Genomic DNA, 15,043 nt, shown 5'->3' on the forward strand with positions numbered 1-15,043 from the left:
CTGCCGCCTGCCGCCTGCCGCCTGCCGCCTGCCGCCTGCCGCCTGCCGCCTGCCGCCTGCCGCCTGCCGCCTGCCGCCTGCCGCTCGTCTTGCATGGTGATATCATGTGAAGATATCATCAACGAATGAAAACCAAGCACCGAAAAACCCAGGCGGCCATCTACCGCCATCCCACGGCCAGCGGGATCGTGTTCGCCGACATCGAAGCGCTTGTCGTTGCCCTGGGCGGAGAGGTGCGTGAAGGCGATGGATCGCGCGTCGCCTTCGAGCTGGGCGACGGCGGCCGGCTTTACCTGCACCGGCCGCACCCCGGCAAGGAGGCCAAGAAGTATCAGGTCGAGGACGTGCGCGCCTGGCTGGACGAAAGAGGAATCAGACCATGACCAACGTGCTCAAGTATCAGGGCTACACCGCCCGCATCGAGTTCGACGCTGAAGACGAGGTGTTCGTGGGCCATGTGCTCGGGATCATTGACCGGATCAGCTTCCACGGCGAGAGCGTCGCCGAGCTGACTGACGCCTTCCATGTGGCCGTCGATCACTACCTGGAGGATTGCCGGGTCACCGGCCGCGAGCCGCTCAAGCCGGCCTCCGGCCGTGTGCTGCTGCGCATCCCTCCCGAGGTGCATGCTGCCGCCAACATCGCTGCGCAGGCATCCGGCAAGAGCCTGAACCAGTGGGCTGCCGACGCCATCGCCCGTGCAGCCGGGGAGGCGGGTTAGGGAAATCGGGGGAAATCGGGGGAAATCGGGGACAGACCCCCATTTCACCATTTGACCCCCATTTCATTTATGCCGCTTATATCGGGTTGTCGGGCGGTGGCTTGGGTTTGCGCCCGGGAGTGCCGCGTATCGTTCGCCTGCCCAGCAGTTCCGCTGCCTGGCGCTGGAAGCGCTCGGTGCCCAGCACCAGGCCGCTATGGGTGACCTGACGGATCTCGTCGACCAGCCCGCTGGCCAGGTGGTGGCGAAACAGCTCGCGGTAGGCGGTGTGGCGTGCCACCGGTGAAGGGCCCAGGTCGGCGATGACCGGATGCGGTGTCAGGAGGGGGTCAGGAGCGCCCTGGGCATTGGCGGCATAGCTGGACCAGCGATACTCTCCCGGGTGGTTCACCATGCCCGCCCTGACCGGGTTCAGCTCGATGTAGACGTGGCAGGCCAGCAGGTAGCGGGCTTCACCGACCAGGCAGGAGCGGAAGCGTCCCTCGAAGAGGGTGCCGGTACGGCGGTAGCGGCGGTTGAAACGCTGTGCATAGCTCTGGCCGATGCGTTTCATCATGGCGCTGATGGCCTGCGGGTCCACCCGTGGCGTGGCGAGCAGGTGCACATGGTTGGTCATCAGCACATAGGCGTGCACATCCACCGCACAGGCGTGGCTGGCGCTCTCCAGGAGTTCCAGGTAGGCCAGACAGTCGTCGGCATCGGCGAAACAGACGCTGCGATTGTTGCCACGCTGGACAAGGTGCAGCGGGATGCCGGGAAGTAGCAGGCGAGCTCGGCGTGTCATTGTCCATGGCCTGACATTGGGGACTTTTCCCAGCCTGGGCCGTGACTCGGGGCCGTGCTGTCAGCGATCACCGATACGTCGGTTCAGTTAATCGCGGGTACTCGGGGACAGACCCCATTTACCCCCATTTATCCCGCCTGCCGCCTTCTTACTCGACGAAATCACACAGGCCTCATTTCTTGTATATCCCATTGATATACCCCTTGGGCTGAGCTAGACTTCTGCCATATACAAATGGGATATCTCTGGAGGTGGGTATGGAGCAAGGCGCCGTGTTCAAGAGCAACCGCAGCCAGGCGATTCGCCTGCCCAAGGCCGTTGCTTTGCCCGAGGAGGTCAAGCGCGTCGAGGTGGTGGCCATCGGTCGGATGCGTATCATCACCCCGGTGGGCGAGTCCTGGGATAGCTGGTTCGATGGCGAGGACGTGTCGGCAGATTTTATGGCCGAGCGGGAGCAGCCCGCCGAGCAGCATCGTGAGGGGCTGTGATGCTCAAGTACCTGCTCGATACGAACATCTGCATCTATACCATCAAGAACAAGCCGCCTGCGGTACGCGAGGCCTTCCATCGCCATCATGGGCAGTTGGCGATCAGTACCATCACGTTGATGGAACTGATCTATGGCGCCGAGAAGTCTTCGGCGCCGGAGCGCAATCTTGCCGTGGTGGAGGGGTTCGCCGCACGCCTCGAGGTGCTGAACTACGATGCCGATGCGGCCGCCCATAGTGGGCAGGTGCGGGCCGAGCTGGCCAGGGCCGGGACCCCGATTGGTCCTTATGATCAGATGATCGCCGGCCATGCCCGCTCGCTGGGCCTGATCGTGGTGACCAACAACCTCAAGGAGTTCGAGAGGGTCCCCGGCCTTCGGATTGAGGATTGGGGGTAAGGTAATCGGGGTCAGACCCCCATTTCACATGTTGGCAGAGAATCTGCAGAACTGGGCCAAGAAGGAACGTCAGGAGGGCCGCCAGGAGGGTCTCCAAGAAGGCCGCCTGGAGACCGCCCGTAACCTGATCGCGCGTACCGAGATGGGTGATGCGATGATCGCCGAGATTGCCGGGCTGGCCATCGAAGACGTGGCGAAGCTACGCGGCGAGGCCCGGCACTGAGGGGCCGGTTACTCCCTCGGCCAGGTCACTGACCTGGCCTCTCTTCTCCTCCTCGATATCTCTCCCAGTCTTTATGCGTGTGCTGTCTGCGATACGCGACGGCGAGTGGCAAGAGTATGGCAATGGCGACCCTCGCCTGGCCAAGCCTCTGGGTCTGACCCATAGTCAACTCAGAGGCCATCGGCCATCGTGTCTGCGCGAGTCGCCATCGGTACGGCGACCCCGGGAGGAGCCATGAAACGTACCCTTGTCAATTGCACCCTACTGGGGCTAGGCGGCCTGCTGCTGGCGGCCGGCCCGGCCCTGGCCCAGCCCGCCAACCCCGGCCAGGGCCGGGGTGGCCCACCGGAGTTCGTCCAGGAGCGGGGCGGTGCCAGCGCGGAGCGGCGTGGTAGCGGCGACGATGCCCAGTGGAGCCGCGAGCGCGAGCGAGATCGCAACCGCTGGGAGCGTGGCGACGATGGCCGGGAGTGGCGCAGCCGTGATCGCGACCGGGATAGCTGGGCCCGCGACCGGGACGATCGCCGGGAATGGCAGAGCCGCGATCGGGATCGGCGTGACTGGGACCGTGACCGGCGCGATGACCGGGAGTGGCGTCGGGACCGGGATCGGGACCGCTGGGTCGGTGATCGCCGCAGTGGGCCGCGTATCGAGGAACGCCTGGTCCGCGAGATCTTTCGTGATCACCGCGAGCTGTGGCGACACGATCGGGGCGCGGCCCTGCCGCCGGGCATCCGCATGAACCTGGCGAGGGGCAAGCCCTTGCCTCCCGGCATCGCACGGCGCTTCGACGACCGCCTCTATCACCAGTTGCCCCGCTACGAGGGCTATGAGTGGCGCCGGGTCGGCGCGGATGTGGTGCTGGTGGAGATGGCCAGCGATATCGTCTACGAGGTGCTGCGGGATATCTTTATCGACTGAGTCGGTCGAAGACGCCGACGCGACGGCAGGCCCTTCCGGGGCCTGCCGTTTTTGTTGATATGGGTCACTTGGGCGGCTCCGGGGCCCATGCTACTCTGCGTTACTTCATGTAAGCGAGAGGTGGGCAATGGGCGCCAGACAGGGAAGTGGGGCGCGTCACCAGCGCGGTGCGGCGCTGATCATCAGCCTGATACTGCTGAGCGTCGCCCTGATACTGGGCGTCTCTGCCATGCAGTCGGCACTGCTGGACGAGCGCATGGCGGGCAATCACCGCTTTGCGACCCAGGCACAGATGGCCGCTGAGGGAGCGACCGCGGAGTTGGCGGGCTGGCTCGGTGAGCGGCCGACGCGTGCCTGGGGCGATGACCTCGGCCTCCAACTCGATGCCTCCTTCGATGCCTGGCCCGCCTGTGGTGGCGATATCCGCCAGGGGGTGCGGGTGCCGGTGGCGGACAACGCCTGGGCCTGGCTGCTGGCCTGCCGGGAAGATGGCGAACGCGTTATGCAGGTGCAGGGCGAGGCCGGCTCGCCGGGCAGTACCGCCGCCCGCTACCCGGGGCGGGTGCCGCTGGTGCTGGCCGGTTACGCCGGGATTGCCACCGCCAGCTTTATCGGCGGGGTGGCCAGCGACGCCGAGATCCAGTGGCCCAGCTCCGAGGCCTCGCGGCTCTCCGGCGAGGACCAGGCCGGTCTGCATGACGCTATTCCCGCGGTTCTCGTCGAGCATCGGGCCGGCGATGAGACCTATAGTGCCTCGGCCCTTCATGCCACCGTGGATAACGAAGCGAAGGTGCTGGAAGGGCGCATCGTGGAGAACGAGCCCTCGGCACAGAGCCTGGGGCTGTTGCGGGCCATTTATGAGGCCTGCTATGACGATAATGGGGGGCGCCAGAGTGGGGATGCCGCCCAGCGCTGTGAGCATGTCTGGGTGGTGCCGCCCGGTGGTGCCTCGAATCAGGAGCGCCGCCCTCCCAGGAATAGCGTCGCCTGCAGTAACCCGGGGAACCGTTGCTTCAATGGGCTTTGGGTCGATCTTTCCGGTGCCCTGGATATTCGCGGCAATGCCACCGTGCATGGTGCTGCCATCGTCGCCAATATCACCATCGACGAGAGTGGCGTCTGGCGGTCCGCCCCTAATGACACCATCAAGCTGGCCGGCGGCGGCAACAGTGGCTCGGTGTGGTTCGACTCGGTCCGGGTCGCCGATGCCATCGATGAGCTCCGCCTCAAGCACTTCAGTGCCTTCGCCGAACTCTCCCTGGAGAACTTCTTTGGCCAGTCTGCGGGCGGTGGGCTGCGTCTCGATGGCTGGTTGCGGTAGGACGAGAGTTTCGAGCCCTGGACGTTGCTCCGCCAGGGCGCCGACTTCAGTAAAAATACAGCGGCCGCCGATATCTCGGCGGCCGCTGTCGTCAGGGAGGCGGGGATTATTCCTCGTTAAGCTTGGCCTCGATCTGGCGACGCTCCTCTTCCTCATCGGCCAGGCTCTTGCGCGGCAGGATCAGGTTGAGGGTGAAGGCCACCAGGGCGGCGATGACGATGGGCGAGCCGCCCAGTACCAGGCGCAGGGTCTCGGGGAACTGCGCGATGGCGTCGGGTACCGCGTAGACGCCCATGCTCAGGGCCAGCGAGAGGCTGACGATGGTCATGTTGCGGGCCGACATCTCGTCCTTGGTGATCAGCTGGATGCCGGTCATGGTGATCATGCCGAATACCAGGATGGTGGCCCCGCCCAGCACCGGGTAGGGGATGGTGGTCATCAGGGCGCCGAACTTGGGCAGCAGGCCGGCGACCACCATGAAGACGGCGGCGATGGCCAGCACATAGCGGCTGATCACCTTGGTCATGGCCACGATGCCGACGTTCTGGCTGTAGGTGGAGGTGGGCAGGGCGCCGAAGAAGGAGCCCACCATGGTGGTGAAGCCGTTGCCCATCAGGCCGCCGAACAGCTCCTTCTTGCCCAGCTCGCGGTTCATGCCGCCGACGGTGGTGGCGGAGAGGTCGCCGATGGTCTGCACCGAGTTGATCACGCAGATGATCACCATGGAGATGATGGCGGCGGCGTGAAACTCCAGGCCGAAGGCCAGGGGCTGGGGGGCGCTGACCCAGGGCGCCTCGCGCACGGCATCGAAGCTCACCAGGCCGAGCGCCATGGAGATGGCGTAGCCCGCCAGCAGGCCGCAGATGATCGAGGCCAGCTTGAGGAAGCCGCTGGCGAACTGGGAGACCCCCAGCACCACCAGCAGGGTGATGCCGCCGATGGCCCAGTACTTGATGTCGCCGTAGTCCGGGGCGCCGACGCCGCCGGCCAGGTAGTTGATGGCGATATCGTAGAGGGAGAGGCCGATCACCAGCACCACGGTGCCCGCCACCACCGGGGGGAAGAGGTGACGGATGCGCTGGATAAAGAGCCCGGTGACCATCATGGCGATGCCGCCGACGACCTGGGCGCCGAGGATGCCCTCCAGGCCGTACTGGCTGCCGATGGCGGTGAGGGTCGGCACATAGGCGAAGCCCACGCCGAAGATGGTGGGTAGCTTGGCTCCCAGCCGCCCCAGGGTATAGAGCTGCAGCAGGGTGGCCAGGCCGGAGAAGACCAGCGAGATCTGGATCAGGAACATCTTCTCTTCCAGGCTGGCGCCCACCGCGCCCACCACGATGATGGGGACGGTGACCGTGCCCATGATCATCGCCAGGATATGCTGCAGCGAGAGGGGCATGGCCTTGGCCAGTGGCGGCTTGCCGTAGAAGTCGAAGAACGAGGCGCTTCGCGGAGCCGGGTTCTGTGTCGCAGAAGTGGTAGTTGTCATAGGGTTGCCTAACGCTGGGGTGCTTTTTGTATACAGAATTATTGGTGCTTAGACTAAGCGGTCAGGCGAATCTCTGGCAACAGCTCATGTATACAAAATGTGGCCTATAATCGATTGCCACTATTTCCAACCCTGATAGTGCTTTTTCCCGTAATTTTTCTGGATTTTGGCAATTAGACCTTGGTTTAGTGGAAGGCGGGTCCCCCTACCTCGTAGCAGCTGCTCCCCCTACCCCGTAGGAGCTGACGTTAGTCGGCGATCGAGATCACATCGCCGAGGCGTCGGACCGCGGCTGAAGCCGGCTCCACCCAGGCGGGAATTGCCAGCAGGGTGGCCGGAGGCAATCGCCCATCCCACGGCGCTTGGGGTATACTGCCGCCCGCGTCGTCGCCGGCCCACCAGAGGCCCCAGGCAAGAAGCCGAGAAAACAGACGACGGCGCCGGGAACGAAGGGGATAACACGCTACCGTTTATCCTCGAGAGGCATCACATGACACGGATTACCCTGGCCCTGGTCGTCACCGCCTTGCTGGCGGGCTGCAGCTATACCCCGGCCCGTATCACCCCCGAACCCCTGATCGAGATCGATACCCGTGGTGGCCATCACCATCACCGCAGCCACCGTGGCGGCTTCTGCCCGCCGGGGCAGGCCAAGAAAGGTCGTTGCTAGGTTGGCATTCGACCTAAGTCGAACTCTTTGCCAGGTGATGGTAGACTTTGGTCTAAACGCCGCGCGGTCGTCCGACTCGCCTTCGGCGTTTCCCTGATCGAGCCGACCGAAGGTGTCACCATGACCGCAATGAGCCAGGCCAAGCCCCAGCGCGAACGTTTCCTCTCCCTCTGGGACGACATCAAGCGCCGCGGCGGCAAGTCCAAGCCCGCCACCAAGCGCAAGCTGGGCTGGCCCAAGCAGCGCATTACCCAGCACTACCTGTGAACCGCCGGGCTGGCTCGCCCAGCCCCGGCACGTCAACGACACCGCCCGGCCTCGGCCGGGCGGTGTCGTTTGGCATTCTGTTTCTTCCATAAATCGGCCATCGATTTCCATTTTTTCCCATAGAACGGGGTGTGGGATTCCATTAAGGAATGTATAGGCCGCTTTTTTTCGTTTGCGGGTCGGGCGCGGCTCTGCTGTGATGGCACTAGTTCACCGTGATATCCAGCGATAGGCCCTTTGCCATGAGCACAGACTTTCTTTCTTCGGACGAGATTCGCGATCGCTTCTCGAAGGCCATGTCGGCCATGTACCAGGCCGAGGTGCCCCAGTATTCGACCCTCCTCGAGTTGGTGGAGACGGTCAATCGGGAGACCCTGGACAAGGACCCGGCCCTGGCCGAACGGCTCGGTGCCCATGACGAGCTGGCGCGCCTGAGCGTGGAGCGTCACGGCGCCATCCGTGTCGGCAGTGCCGCGGAGCTGGCCATGCTGCGCCGCCTCTTCGCGGTGATGGGCATGTTCCCGGTGGGCTATTACGACCTCTCCGAGGCCGGCGTGCCGGTGCACTCCACCGCCTTCCGTCCCATCGAGGACGCGGCCCTGGCCCGCAACCCCTTCCGCATCTTCACCTCGCTGTTGCGCCTCGAACTGATCGAGAGCCCGGAACTGCGGCAGCGTGCCGAGGCGATCCTCGCCCGACGCGATATCTTCACCCCCGGGGTGCGTGAGCTGATCGAGCGCTGCGAGGCCCAGGGCGGGCTGAACGCGGCCGATGCCGAGCGCTTCGTGGCCGAGGCCCTGGAGACCTTCCGCTGGCATCAGGAGGCCACCGTCGACCTGGCCACCTACGAGGCCCTCCACGACGAGCACCGCCTGATCGCCGACGTGGTCTGCTTCCGTGGCCCCCATATCAACCACCTGACGCCGCGCACCCTGGACATCGATGAGGTGCAGCGGCGCATGCCCGCGGCGGGCATGAACCCCAAGGCAGTCATCGAAGGGCCGCCTCGCCGCGACTGCCCGATCCTGCTGCGCCAGACCAGCTTCAAGGCGCTGGAGGAGTCGATCCGCTTCGCCGGCGAGCAGCAGGGCACCCATACCGCCCGCTTCGGCGAGATCGAGCAGCGCGGCATGGCGCTGACCGCCAAGGGACGCGAGCTCTACGACCGGCTGCTGAACGAGGCACGACGCCAGACCGCGGGCCTGGCCAACGAGGCGCACCAGCGGGTGCTGGGCGAGGTCTTCGCCGACTTCCCCGACCGGGATGAGGAACTGCATCGCCAGGAGCTGGCCTTCTTCCACTACCGGCTGAGCGCGGCGGGGGAGGCGGCTGGCCCGCAGCCGGGCGCCGACCTGGAGGCGCTGATCGAGCATGGCCTGGTGGTGGCCCAGCCGATCACCTACGAGGACTTCCTGCCGGTGAGCGCCGCGGGCATCTTCCAGTCCAACCTGGGTGGCGGCGAGAACCAGGCCTACGCCGGCAACGCCAACCGTGATGCCTTCGAGGCGGCCCTCGGTGCCCCGGTCACCGACGAGCTGGCCCTCTACGCCGAGCGCCAGGAGGCCTCCCGCCGCCGGGTGTTGGAGGCCCTGGCCTAAAGCCAATCGCCCGTAGGGCGTCTCGAGCCTCTTCCAACCCCTTATCAGGAGGAGGCCGTGGTGCCGACGATATGCTCGACGAAGCGCCGTACCTTGGCCAGTTCGCCCAGGTGTTCCGGGTAGACCAGGTAGTAGGCGCTGGCGCTATGTAGTCGATAAGGGGCGGCGATGGCCAGGCGCCTGTCCTGAAGCTCTTCCTCGACGATAAAGCGTGGCACCAGGGCCACGCCCCCGCCGGCCATGGCGGTGCGCACCAGCATGGCGAAGGTCTCGAAGCGGGTGCCATGGTAGCTGCGGTCGGTGCTCGCCCCCTGTTCGGCGAACCAGCGGTGCCAGGCGTCCGGGCGGGTCGACAGGTGCAGCAGCGGTAGCTCGGCCAGCTCGCCCACGTCCTGGGGGGCATGGCGTGCCAGAAAGGGCGGGGCCGCCACCGCTACCATCTCCTCTTCCAGCAGCTTGTGACAGGCCAGATTGGGCCAGCTGCCATGGCCGTAGAAAAGCGCCACGTCGATATCCTGCTGCTCCAGGTCGAAGTCCTCGACCCGGTCGTGAAACGCCAGGCTGATGCCCGGGTTGTCGGCCAGGAAGGCGGGCAGCCGGTCCGCCAGCCAGCGGGCACCGAAGCTGGGCAGGGTGGCGACCTTGAGCACCTCGCTGTTGCCGCTATAGGTCATGATGGCCTGGGTCGACATCTCGATCTGGGCCAGCACCTTGCGCACGTCGCTGAGGAAGATGGCGCCCTCCGGGGTCAGCACCAGTTGGCGCCGCACCCGGCGAAACAGCTTGTGCTGCAGGTGCGCCTCGAGCTGGGCCACCTGCTTGCTGATCGCGCTCTGGGTCAGGCTCAGCTCGTCGGCGGCCCGGGTGAAGCTCATATGGCGGGCCGCCGCTTCGAAGCACTGCATGGCGGTGGTGGAGGGGAGGTTGCGTGAGGCCAAGCGCGGGGCTCCTGAGAGGCGTTGGAATGCTTGGAGGGTAATCGGGGGCAGGCCCTCATTTCCAGGCCGATCTTGGTTGGGGCGGGGGCCTGGCGTAGAGTAGGGGCATGATCGACTCGGCGAGGGAGTCGCCCGGCATGTCCGTCTTCGGCCTGCAGACCTGTACCCTGGGGCGCCAGCATGTGGCCCACGAACACGCTTATCATCAGCTGATCCTGGCCAGCTCCGGCTCCACCGAGCTGGCCCTGGAGCATCGCGGCCAGCGCATCACCCGGGAGCTGGGCTGTTTGATCCCCACCGCCTGCCACCACGAGTACCTGGGCGATGGCCGCAACCAGACCCTGGTGCTGGACGTGCCCCTGGCCAAGCTGGAACGCCTGGCCTGTGCCGACGAGCTGCAGCGCCTCTTCGAACGGCCGCGTTTCTTCGCCGTCTCGCCCCAGCTGCAGCAGCTGACCGCCACCCTGATGGCCCAGGCCGAGCAGGCCCCGGCCCTGCATGACGAGATCGCCACCCTCCTGCTGCGGGCCCTCTACCTGCAGCTGCATGATCAGGAGCTGAAGCGCGCCGAGGTCGGGCCCCAGGCCCGTTCGCGGCTCGACCTGGCGCGGCTCGATGCCTGGATCGACGCCCACCTGGACGCCGCCATCCGCGTCGAGACCCTGGCCGAGCTCTGCGCCCTGAGCCCCGGCCACTTCCATGCCTGCTTTCGCGAGGCCACCGGCCTGACGCCCCTGGCCTATGTGCAGCGCCGCCGCCTCGACCACGCCCGCAGCCTGGTCGCCGGCAGCCGGCTGAGCCTGGGGCATATTGCCGGCCTGGTGGGCTTCCGCGACCAGGGCAGCTTCTCCCGCGCCTATCGCCGCCAGTTCGGCGAGGCGCCCTCCCACGCCCGCCGTTGTTAATGGGGGACAGACCCCCATTTCCCCAAATGGGGGTCTGTCCCCCATTAACACCCATTAACATGTCCCCCATTAACGGCGCAGCCTCGGGCAAGTTCGGCGCAGTCTCGGCCAAGTGGCGGAGCCGGGAATGACCTAAGGTCAGAGTGATTCCTCCAACAACAATCAGGATCGACACTCATGACCACCACATCGCGACTCCCCAAGCGCTTGGGTAACCCCCTGGGCAAGCTTCTGGGTAAGCCCCTGGCATTGGCGGCGCTGCCGCTGGCCCTGGCGGCGGCCCAGGCCCAGGCGCAATCCTACGAGATGGTGATCGCCACCCAGCTGCCCGAGAGCCTCTCCAACAACGAGATCTACCCCGCCCTGGTGCACTTCAAGAACCGGGTCGAGGCGCAGACCGACGGCGACCTGGCGGTGACGATCTTCGGCGGTGGCCAACTGGGCTCCGAGGTGGAGAACGGCTCCGAGGTGCAGGGCGGGCGCACCCTGCAGTCCACCATCATGTCGGCGGGGGCCATGTCCTCCTTCTACCAGGACTACCAGCTGACCACCGCGCCCTTCCTCTTTACCAGCTGGCGCCAGGCCTGGGCCTTCTTCGACGGCGAGTGGTTCGCCGACTTCATGGCGGGGACCCGGGAATCGGCCAATATGCGCTACCTGGGCACCTTCGACGACGGCGGCGGCTTCGTGGCCTTCACCAACAACGTGCGCTTGATCGAGACGGTGGAGGACCTGGAGGGGCTGAACATCCGCACCGAGGAGAACCCCGCCCACGTGGCCATCATGCGTGCCCTGGGCGCCTCGGCCACGCCGTTGCCCTGGGGCGAGCTGATCACCGCCCTGGAGACCGGCCTGGCCGACGGCCAGTTCAATGCCCCGGTGCTCAACACCACCTTCAACTTCGATGCGGTGACCGACTACACCACCCTGACCGGCCACGTCTACAACAGCGCCCCCTGGGTGGTCAGCGAGTCCTGGTACCAGGAGCTGCCCGAGGCATACCAGGCGGTGCTGGTCAGCGCCGCCCGCGAGGCCATCGAGATCAGCCACGGCATGTCCGGGGCCCTGGCCACCGCCAGCTGGGTGGAGTCCTGCGAGCGCTTCGAGGCCTGCTACCTGATGCCCCAGGCGGAGCGCGAACGCATGGCGGAGATCGCTCGCCCGGCCTGGCAGGAGTGGATCGTCGATGACTTTGGCATGGAGGCCGCGGCGGTGGAGGCCTTCCTCGCCGAGGTGGAGCGGGTCGGTGAGCAGGTCGCCGAGGATGACCTGCGGATCTACGGCCAGTAATCGCTGACCCCGGCGCCCGCCCTGGCGGGCGCCGGCCCCTTGAGGCTCGCCATGACTCTTCTGGTTTCCCTGCGCCGACTCAGCGATGGCGTCAATCGGCTCGCTATCCTGCTCTGCGTGGCCTGCATCCTGGCCATGCTGGGCATCTCCTTCACCGCTTTCCTCTACAAGCTGATCACCGGCAGCACCCTGAGCTGGACCTACTCCCTGGCGCGGCTCTTCCTGCCGTGGATCGGCTTTCTCTCCATGACCATCTCGCTGCGCTATGGCGAGCACGTGGCCATGACCCTGCTGGTGCGCAGCCTGCCGCGGCTGCTGGTGCAGCTGGCCGCCGGTGCCTGCCTGGCGGTGATGGCGCTCTTCGCCGCCCTGCTGGTGTGGTACGGCTGGGGCTATTTCCAGAACGCCACCCAGGTCTACATGGTCTCCGACCAGATCCGCATCCCCAGCAAGGTCACCGCCATCGTGGTGCCCCTGAGCGGGGCCATCATGCTGCTGCACCTGGTCCACGGCTTCGCGTTGCTGGAGCACTTCATCGATGACGACGCCCTGATCGACGAGCTGATCGAGACCCCCGACTCGGAGACCCCGCGATGACGCCTGCCATCCTTGCCTTCGTGGTACTGCTGCTGATCGGCGCCCCGGTGGCCATCGTCATGGCCATGTCGGGGCTGGTGGGTGGCTTCATGCTGGGCGGCGAGCGCATGCTGGGGATCATCGCCGACCGCATGTTCTCCGGCGTCTCCGGCTTCCTGCTGATCGCCGTGCCCTATTTCATCTTCACCGCCGAGCTGATGAACCAGGGCGGCCTGACCCAGAAGCTGATCGCCTTCAACAACGCCCTCTTCGGCCGGGTGCGCGGGGCCCTGTCCCACGTCAATATCTCGGTCTCGGTGTTCTTCGCCGGCCTCACCGGCGCCGCCATCACCGATACGGTGGCGATCGGCAAGATCATGATCCCGGAGATGAAGAAGCAGGGCTACGACGCCGAGTACGCCGCCGCCATCACCGCCTGCTCGTCGATCATCGGCCCGATCATCCCGCCCAGCGTGGTGATGGTGGTCTATGCGACCCTGCTGCGGGATATCTCGGTGATCGACCTCTTCGCCGGCGGCATCATTCCCGGCCTGCTGATGGCCGGGGCCCTGCTGCTGGTCAGCTTCTTCCTGGCCTGGAAACGCGGCTACCCCAAGCAGGCGCCCACCCCCTTCAAGCTGGCGGTGGTGGCCTTCCTGGTGGCCCTGCCGGCGATGGTGGTGCCGCTGATCATCCTCGGCGGCATCCTCTCGGGGCTGACCACCATCACCGAGGCGTCCGGCTTCGCCGCGGTCTACGCCATCGTCATCGGCGTGGTCTTCTACCGCAACCTGACCTGGCAGAAGATCTGGCAGGCGCTGGTGGTCACGGTGCGCTTCTCCGGGGTAGTGTTCTTCCTGCTGGCCACCTCGGCGGTACTGGGCTGGTTCGTGACCCGCTCCGGCATTGCCCGGGAAGCCGCCGGCCTGATCACCACCTTCAGCGACTCCGCCTTCCTGCAGCTGATGCTGGTCTGCGTGCTGCTGATCCTGATCGGTACCGTGATGGACGTGCTGCCGGCCCTGGTGGTGGTGGCGCCGGTGCTGGTGCCGGCGATGATTCAGCTGGGCTTCGACCCGCTGCACTTCGCCATCCTGATGATCGTGGTGCTGAACGTCTCCAACGTCACGCCGCCGGTGGGCATGACCCTGATGACCGCGGCGCGGATCGCCAACGTGCCCTACGAGCGGGCGATCATCGCCTCCTTGCCGTTCTATACCGCCTACCTGGCGGTGATCGTGCTGCTGGCCGCCTTCCCGGCGCTTTCCACCTGGATTCCCTCCCTGCTTGGCTGACAAGGACTCGCCGTCATGAAGCTTTATTACCATCCCGACCAGGAACGCCATGCGCCGCCCACCTTCCTGCTGCGCGGCGCCCCGGCCCCGTCGCCGGAGGGGCCCCGGCGCGCCGAGCTGCTGAGCCTCGGCCTGGCCCAGGCGGGGCTGTCGCTGAGTGCCCCGGCCAAGGCCGATACCCCGCGGCTGCGCGAGCGCCTGGGGCGCATCCACAGCGCCCGTTACCTCGACTTCCTCGAGACCATTCATGCCCGCTGGCAGGCGCTGCCCGGCGCCGCCGAACTGGTGGCGCCCAATGTGCACCCCTGCGGCGGCGGCCACCACTACCCGCGCCACCCGGTGGGCCAGGCCGGCTGGCACCTGCACGACATGGCCTGCCCGATCGCCGCCGGCAGCTTCCACGGCATCCTGGCCAGCGCCGCCAGCGCCGAGGCCGCCGCCGAAGCGGTGCTGGGCGGCGAGTCCGCCGCCTATGCCCTGTGCCGGCCGCCGGGCCACCATGCCGGGCCGGAGCGTGCCGGTGGCTTCTGCTTCCTCAACAACTCGGCCCTGGCCGCCACGGTGCTGCGCGAGCGCTTTGCCCGGGTGGCGATCGTCGACGTGGACCTGCACCACGGCAACGGCACCCAGGACATCTTTTATGCCCGGGGCGACGTCTGGACCGGCTCGCTGCATGCCGACCCCGCCGACTTCTACCCCTTCTTCTGGGGCGGTGCCGATGAGACCGGCGAGGGGGAGGGGCAGGGCGCCAACCTCAACCTGCCGCTGCCCCTGGGCAGCGACGGCGCGGTCTTCCTGGTCGCCTTGGAGCGGCTCTTGGCGGCGATGACCGAGTTCCGCCCCCAGGCGCTGGTGGTGGCCCTGGGCCTGGATGCCCACAAGGACGACCCCCTGGCCGGGTTGAGCCTGGAGACCGAGGACTTCCGCGCCATCGGCGCGCGCCTGGCCGAGATCAAACTGCCCACGGTGCTGGTCCAGGAGGGGGGCTACCCCACCGAGTCCCTGGCGGACAACCTGCACGCCCTGATGGCGGGCTTTACCGCCACCTGACTACTGGGGGGACGCCGGGCCGCCGAGCTCCCACGGTACGGGTTGCCACTGGTGTTGTGGGAGCTCGGGTTCCCCGAGCGATTGGGCGACGTCGTCGCCCCAGAGAATG

The 15,043-nt window shown here is 66.5% G+C and carries 18 protein-coding genes; 15 read left to right on the forward strand and 3 right to left on the reverse strand.

Features of this window, described 5'->3' with window-relative positions:
* Nucleotides 1–125: 125 nt before the first annotated feature.
* Both IHD13_RS15240 and IHD13_RS15245 read left to right on the forward strand, forming a co-directional pair.
* A complete protein-coding gene (locus IHD13_RS15240) occupies nt 126–383 on the forward strand; it encodes a type II toxin-antitoxin system HicA family toxin (RefSeq protein ID WP_195861888.1) in 258 nt (85 codons plus the stop codon).
* A complete protein-coding gene (locus IHD13_RS15245) occupies nt 380–721 on the forward strand; it encodes a type II toxin-antitoxin system HicB family antitoxin (RefSeq protein WP_195861889.1) in 342 nt (113 codons plus the stop codon). The genes IHD13_RS15240 and IHD13_RS15245 overlap by 4 nt, the downstream gene beginning before the upstream one ends.
* A gap of 76 nt (nt 722–797) precedes the next feature.
* Here the strand turns inward: IHD13_RS15245 and IHD13_RS15250 are convergent, their stop codons facing one another.
* Nucleotides 798–1,505: a transposase gene (locus tag IHD13_RS15250; RefSeq protein WP_195861890.1), complete on the reverse strand. Its 708-nt coding sequence runs from the start codon at nt 1,503–1,505 to the stop codon at nt 798–800.
* A gap of 257 nt (nt 1,506–1,762) precedes the next feature.
* On the opposite strand from IHD13_RS15250, the gene vapB reads away from it, so the two are divergent.
* From vapB to IHD13_RS15275, 5 genes are all read left to right on the forward strand, one after another.
* Nucleotides 1,763–1,993, forward strand: a complete 231-nt coding sequence (gene vapB / locus IHD13_RS15255; protein ID WP_195861891.1) for a type II toxin-antitoxin system VapB family antitoxin — start codon at nt 1,763–1,765, stop codon at nt 1,991–1,993.
* Nucleotides 1,993–2,391 carry a type II toxin-antitoxin system tRNA(fMet)-specific endonuclease VapC gene (gene vapC / locus IHD13_RS15260; RefSeq protein WP_195861892.1) on the forward strand — a complete coding sequence of 133 codons (399 nt, stop codon included), beginning with the start codon at nt 1,993–1,995 and terminating at the stop codon, nt 2,389–2,391. The genes vapB and vapC overlap by 1 nt, the downstream gene beginning before the upstream one ends.
* A gap of 28 nt (nt 2,392–2,419) precedes the next feature.
* Nucleotides 2,420–2,614 (forward strand): hypothetical protein, encoded by a 195-nt coding sequence (locus IHD13_RS15265; RefSeq protein WP_195861893.1) that lies wholly within the window; start codon nt 2,420–2,422, stop codon nt 2,612–2,614.
* Between the two features lie 234 nt (nt 2,615–2,848).
* On the forward strand, nt 2,849–3,535 hold the full coding sequence (locus tag IHD13_RS18255) for an anti-virulence regulator CigR family protein (protein ID WP_230086359.1): 687 nt from the start codon (nt 2,849–2,851) through the stop codon (nt 3,533–3,535).
* 127 nt (nt 3,536–3,662) lie between these two features.
* Nucleotides 3,663–4,856 (forward strand): pilus assembly PilX family protein, encoded by a 1,194-nt coding sequence (locus IHD13_RS15275; protein WP_195861894.1) that lies wholly within the window; start codon nt 3,663–3,665, stop codon nt 4,854–4,856.
* Nucleotides 4,857–4,962: 106 nt separating this feature from the next.
* On the opposite strand, the gene IHD13_RS15280 is transcribed toward IHD13_RS15275, so the two are convergent.
* On the reverse strand, nt 4,963–6,345 hold the full coding sequence (locus IHD13_RS15280; protein ID WP_195861895.1) for a uracil-xanthine permease family protein: 1,383 nt from the start codon (nt 6,343–6,345) through the stop codon (nt 4,963–4,965).
* Nucleotides 6,346–6,835: 490 nt separating this feature from the next.
* Here IHD13_RS15280 and IHD13_RS15285 point away from each other — a divergent pair, with 490 nt between their 5' ends.
* From IHD13_RS15285 to hglS, 3 genes are all read left to right on the forward strand, one after another.
* The gene (locus tag IHD13_RS15285; protein ID WP_195861896.1) at nt 6,836–7,015 is read left to right on the forward strand and encodes a hypothetical protein; all 180 of its coding nucleotides are present in this window, start codon (nt 6,836–6,838) and stop codon (nt 7,013–7,015) included.
* 120 nt (nt 7,016–7,135) lie between these two features.
* Nucleotides 7,136–7,282 carry a hypothetical protein gene (locus IHD13_RS15290; RefSeq protein WP_195861897.1) on the forward strand — a complete coding sequence of 49 codons (147 nt, stop codon included), beginning with the start codon at nt 7,136–7,138 and terminating at the stop codon, nt 7,280–7,282.
* A gap of 242 nt (nt 7,283–7,524) precedes the next feature.
* Entirely contained in the window at nt 7,525–8,880 is a 1,356-nt protein-coding gene (hglS, locus tag IHD13_RS15295) for a 2-oxoadipate dioxygenase/decarboxylase HglS (protein WP_195861898.1), read from the forward strand.
* Nucleotides 8,881–8,924: 44 nt separating this feature from the next.
* Here hglS and IHD13_RS15300 read toward each other — a convergent pair whose 3' ends face one another.
* Entirely contained in the window at nt 8,925–9,818 is an 894-nt protein-coding gene (locus IHD13_RS15300; protein WP_195861899.1) for a LysR substrate-binding domain-containing protein, read from the reverse strand.
* Between the two features lie 137 nt (nt 9,819–9,955).
* On the opposite strand from IHD13_RS15300, the gene IHD13_RS15305 reads away from it, so the two are divergent.
* The 5 genes from IHD13_RS15305 (at nt 9,956) to IHD13_RS15325 (ending at nt 14,934) form a co-directional block, all read left to right on the forward strand.
* Nucleotides 9,956–10,723 (forward strand): AraC family transcriptional regulator, encoded by a 768-nt coding sequence (locus IHD13_RS15305; RefSeq protein ID WP_195861900.1) that lies wholly within the window; start codon nt 9,956–9,958, stop codon nt 10,721–10,723.
* Nucleotides 10,724–10,900: 177 nt separating this feature from the next.
* The gene (gene dctP / locus IHD13_RS15310) at nt 10,901–12,013 is read left to right on the forward strand and encodes a TRAP transporter substrate-binding protein DctP (protein ID WP_195861901.1); all 1,113 of its coding nucleotides are present in this window, start codon (nt 10,901–10,903) and stop codon (nt 12,011–12,013) included.
* Between the two features lie 51 nt (nt 12,014–12,064).
* Nucleotides 12,065–12,610, forward strand: coding sequence for a TRAP transporter small permease (locus tag IHD13_RS15315; RefSeq protein ID WP_195861902.1), 546 nt, complete (start codon nt 12,065–12,067; stop codon nt 12,608–12,610).
* Nucleotides 12,607–13,884 (forward strand): TRAP transporter large permease, encoded by a 1,278-nt coding sequence (locus IHD13_RS15320; protein WP_195861903.1) that lies wholly within the window; start codon nt 12,607–12,609, stop codon nt 13,882–13,884. The genes IHD13_RS15315 and IHD13_RS15320 overlap by 4 nt, the downstream gene beginning before the upstream one ends.
* Before the next feature lie 15 nt (nt 13,885–13,899).
* Nucleotides 13,900–14,934, forward strand: coding sequence for a histone deacetylase family protein (locus IHD13_RS15325; protein ID WP_195861904.1), 1,035 nt, complete (start codon nt 13,900–13,902; stop codon nt 14,932–14,934).
* Nucleotides 14,935–15,043: the final 109 nt, after the last annotated feature.

This window comes from Halomonas sp. 328 (assembly GCF_015645095.1).
In the GTDB taxonomy this organism is placed as follows: domain Bacteria; phylum Pseudomonadota; class Gammaproteobacteria; order Pseudomonadales; family Halomonadaceae; genus Bisbaumannia.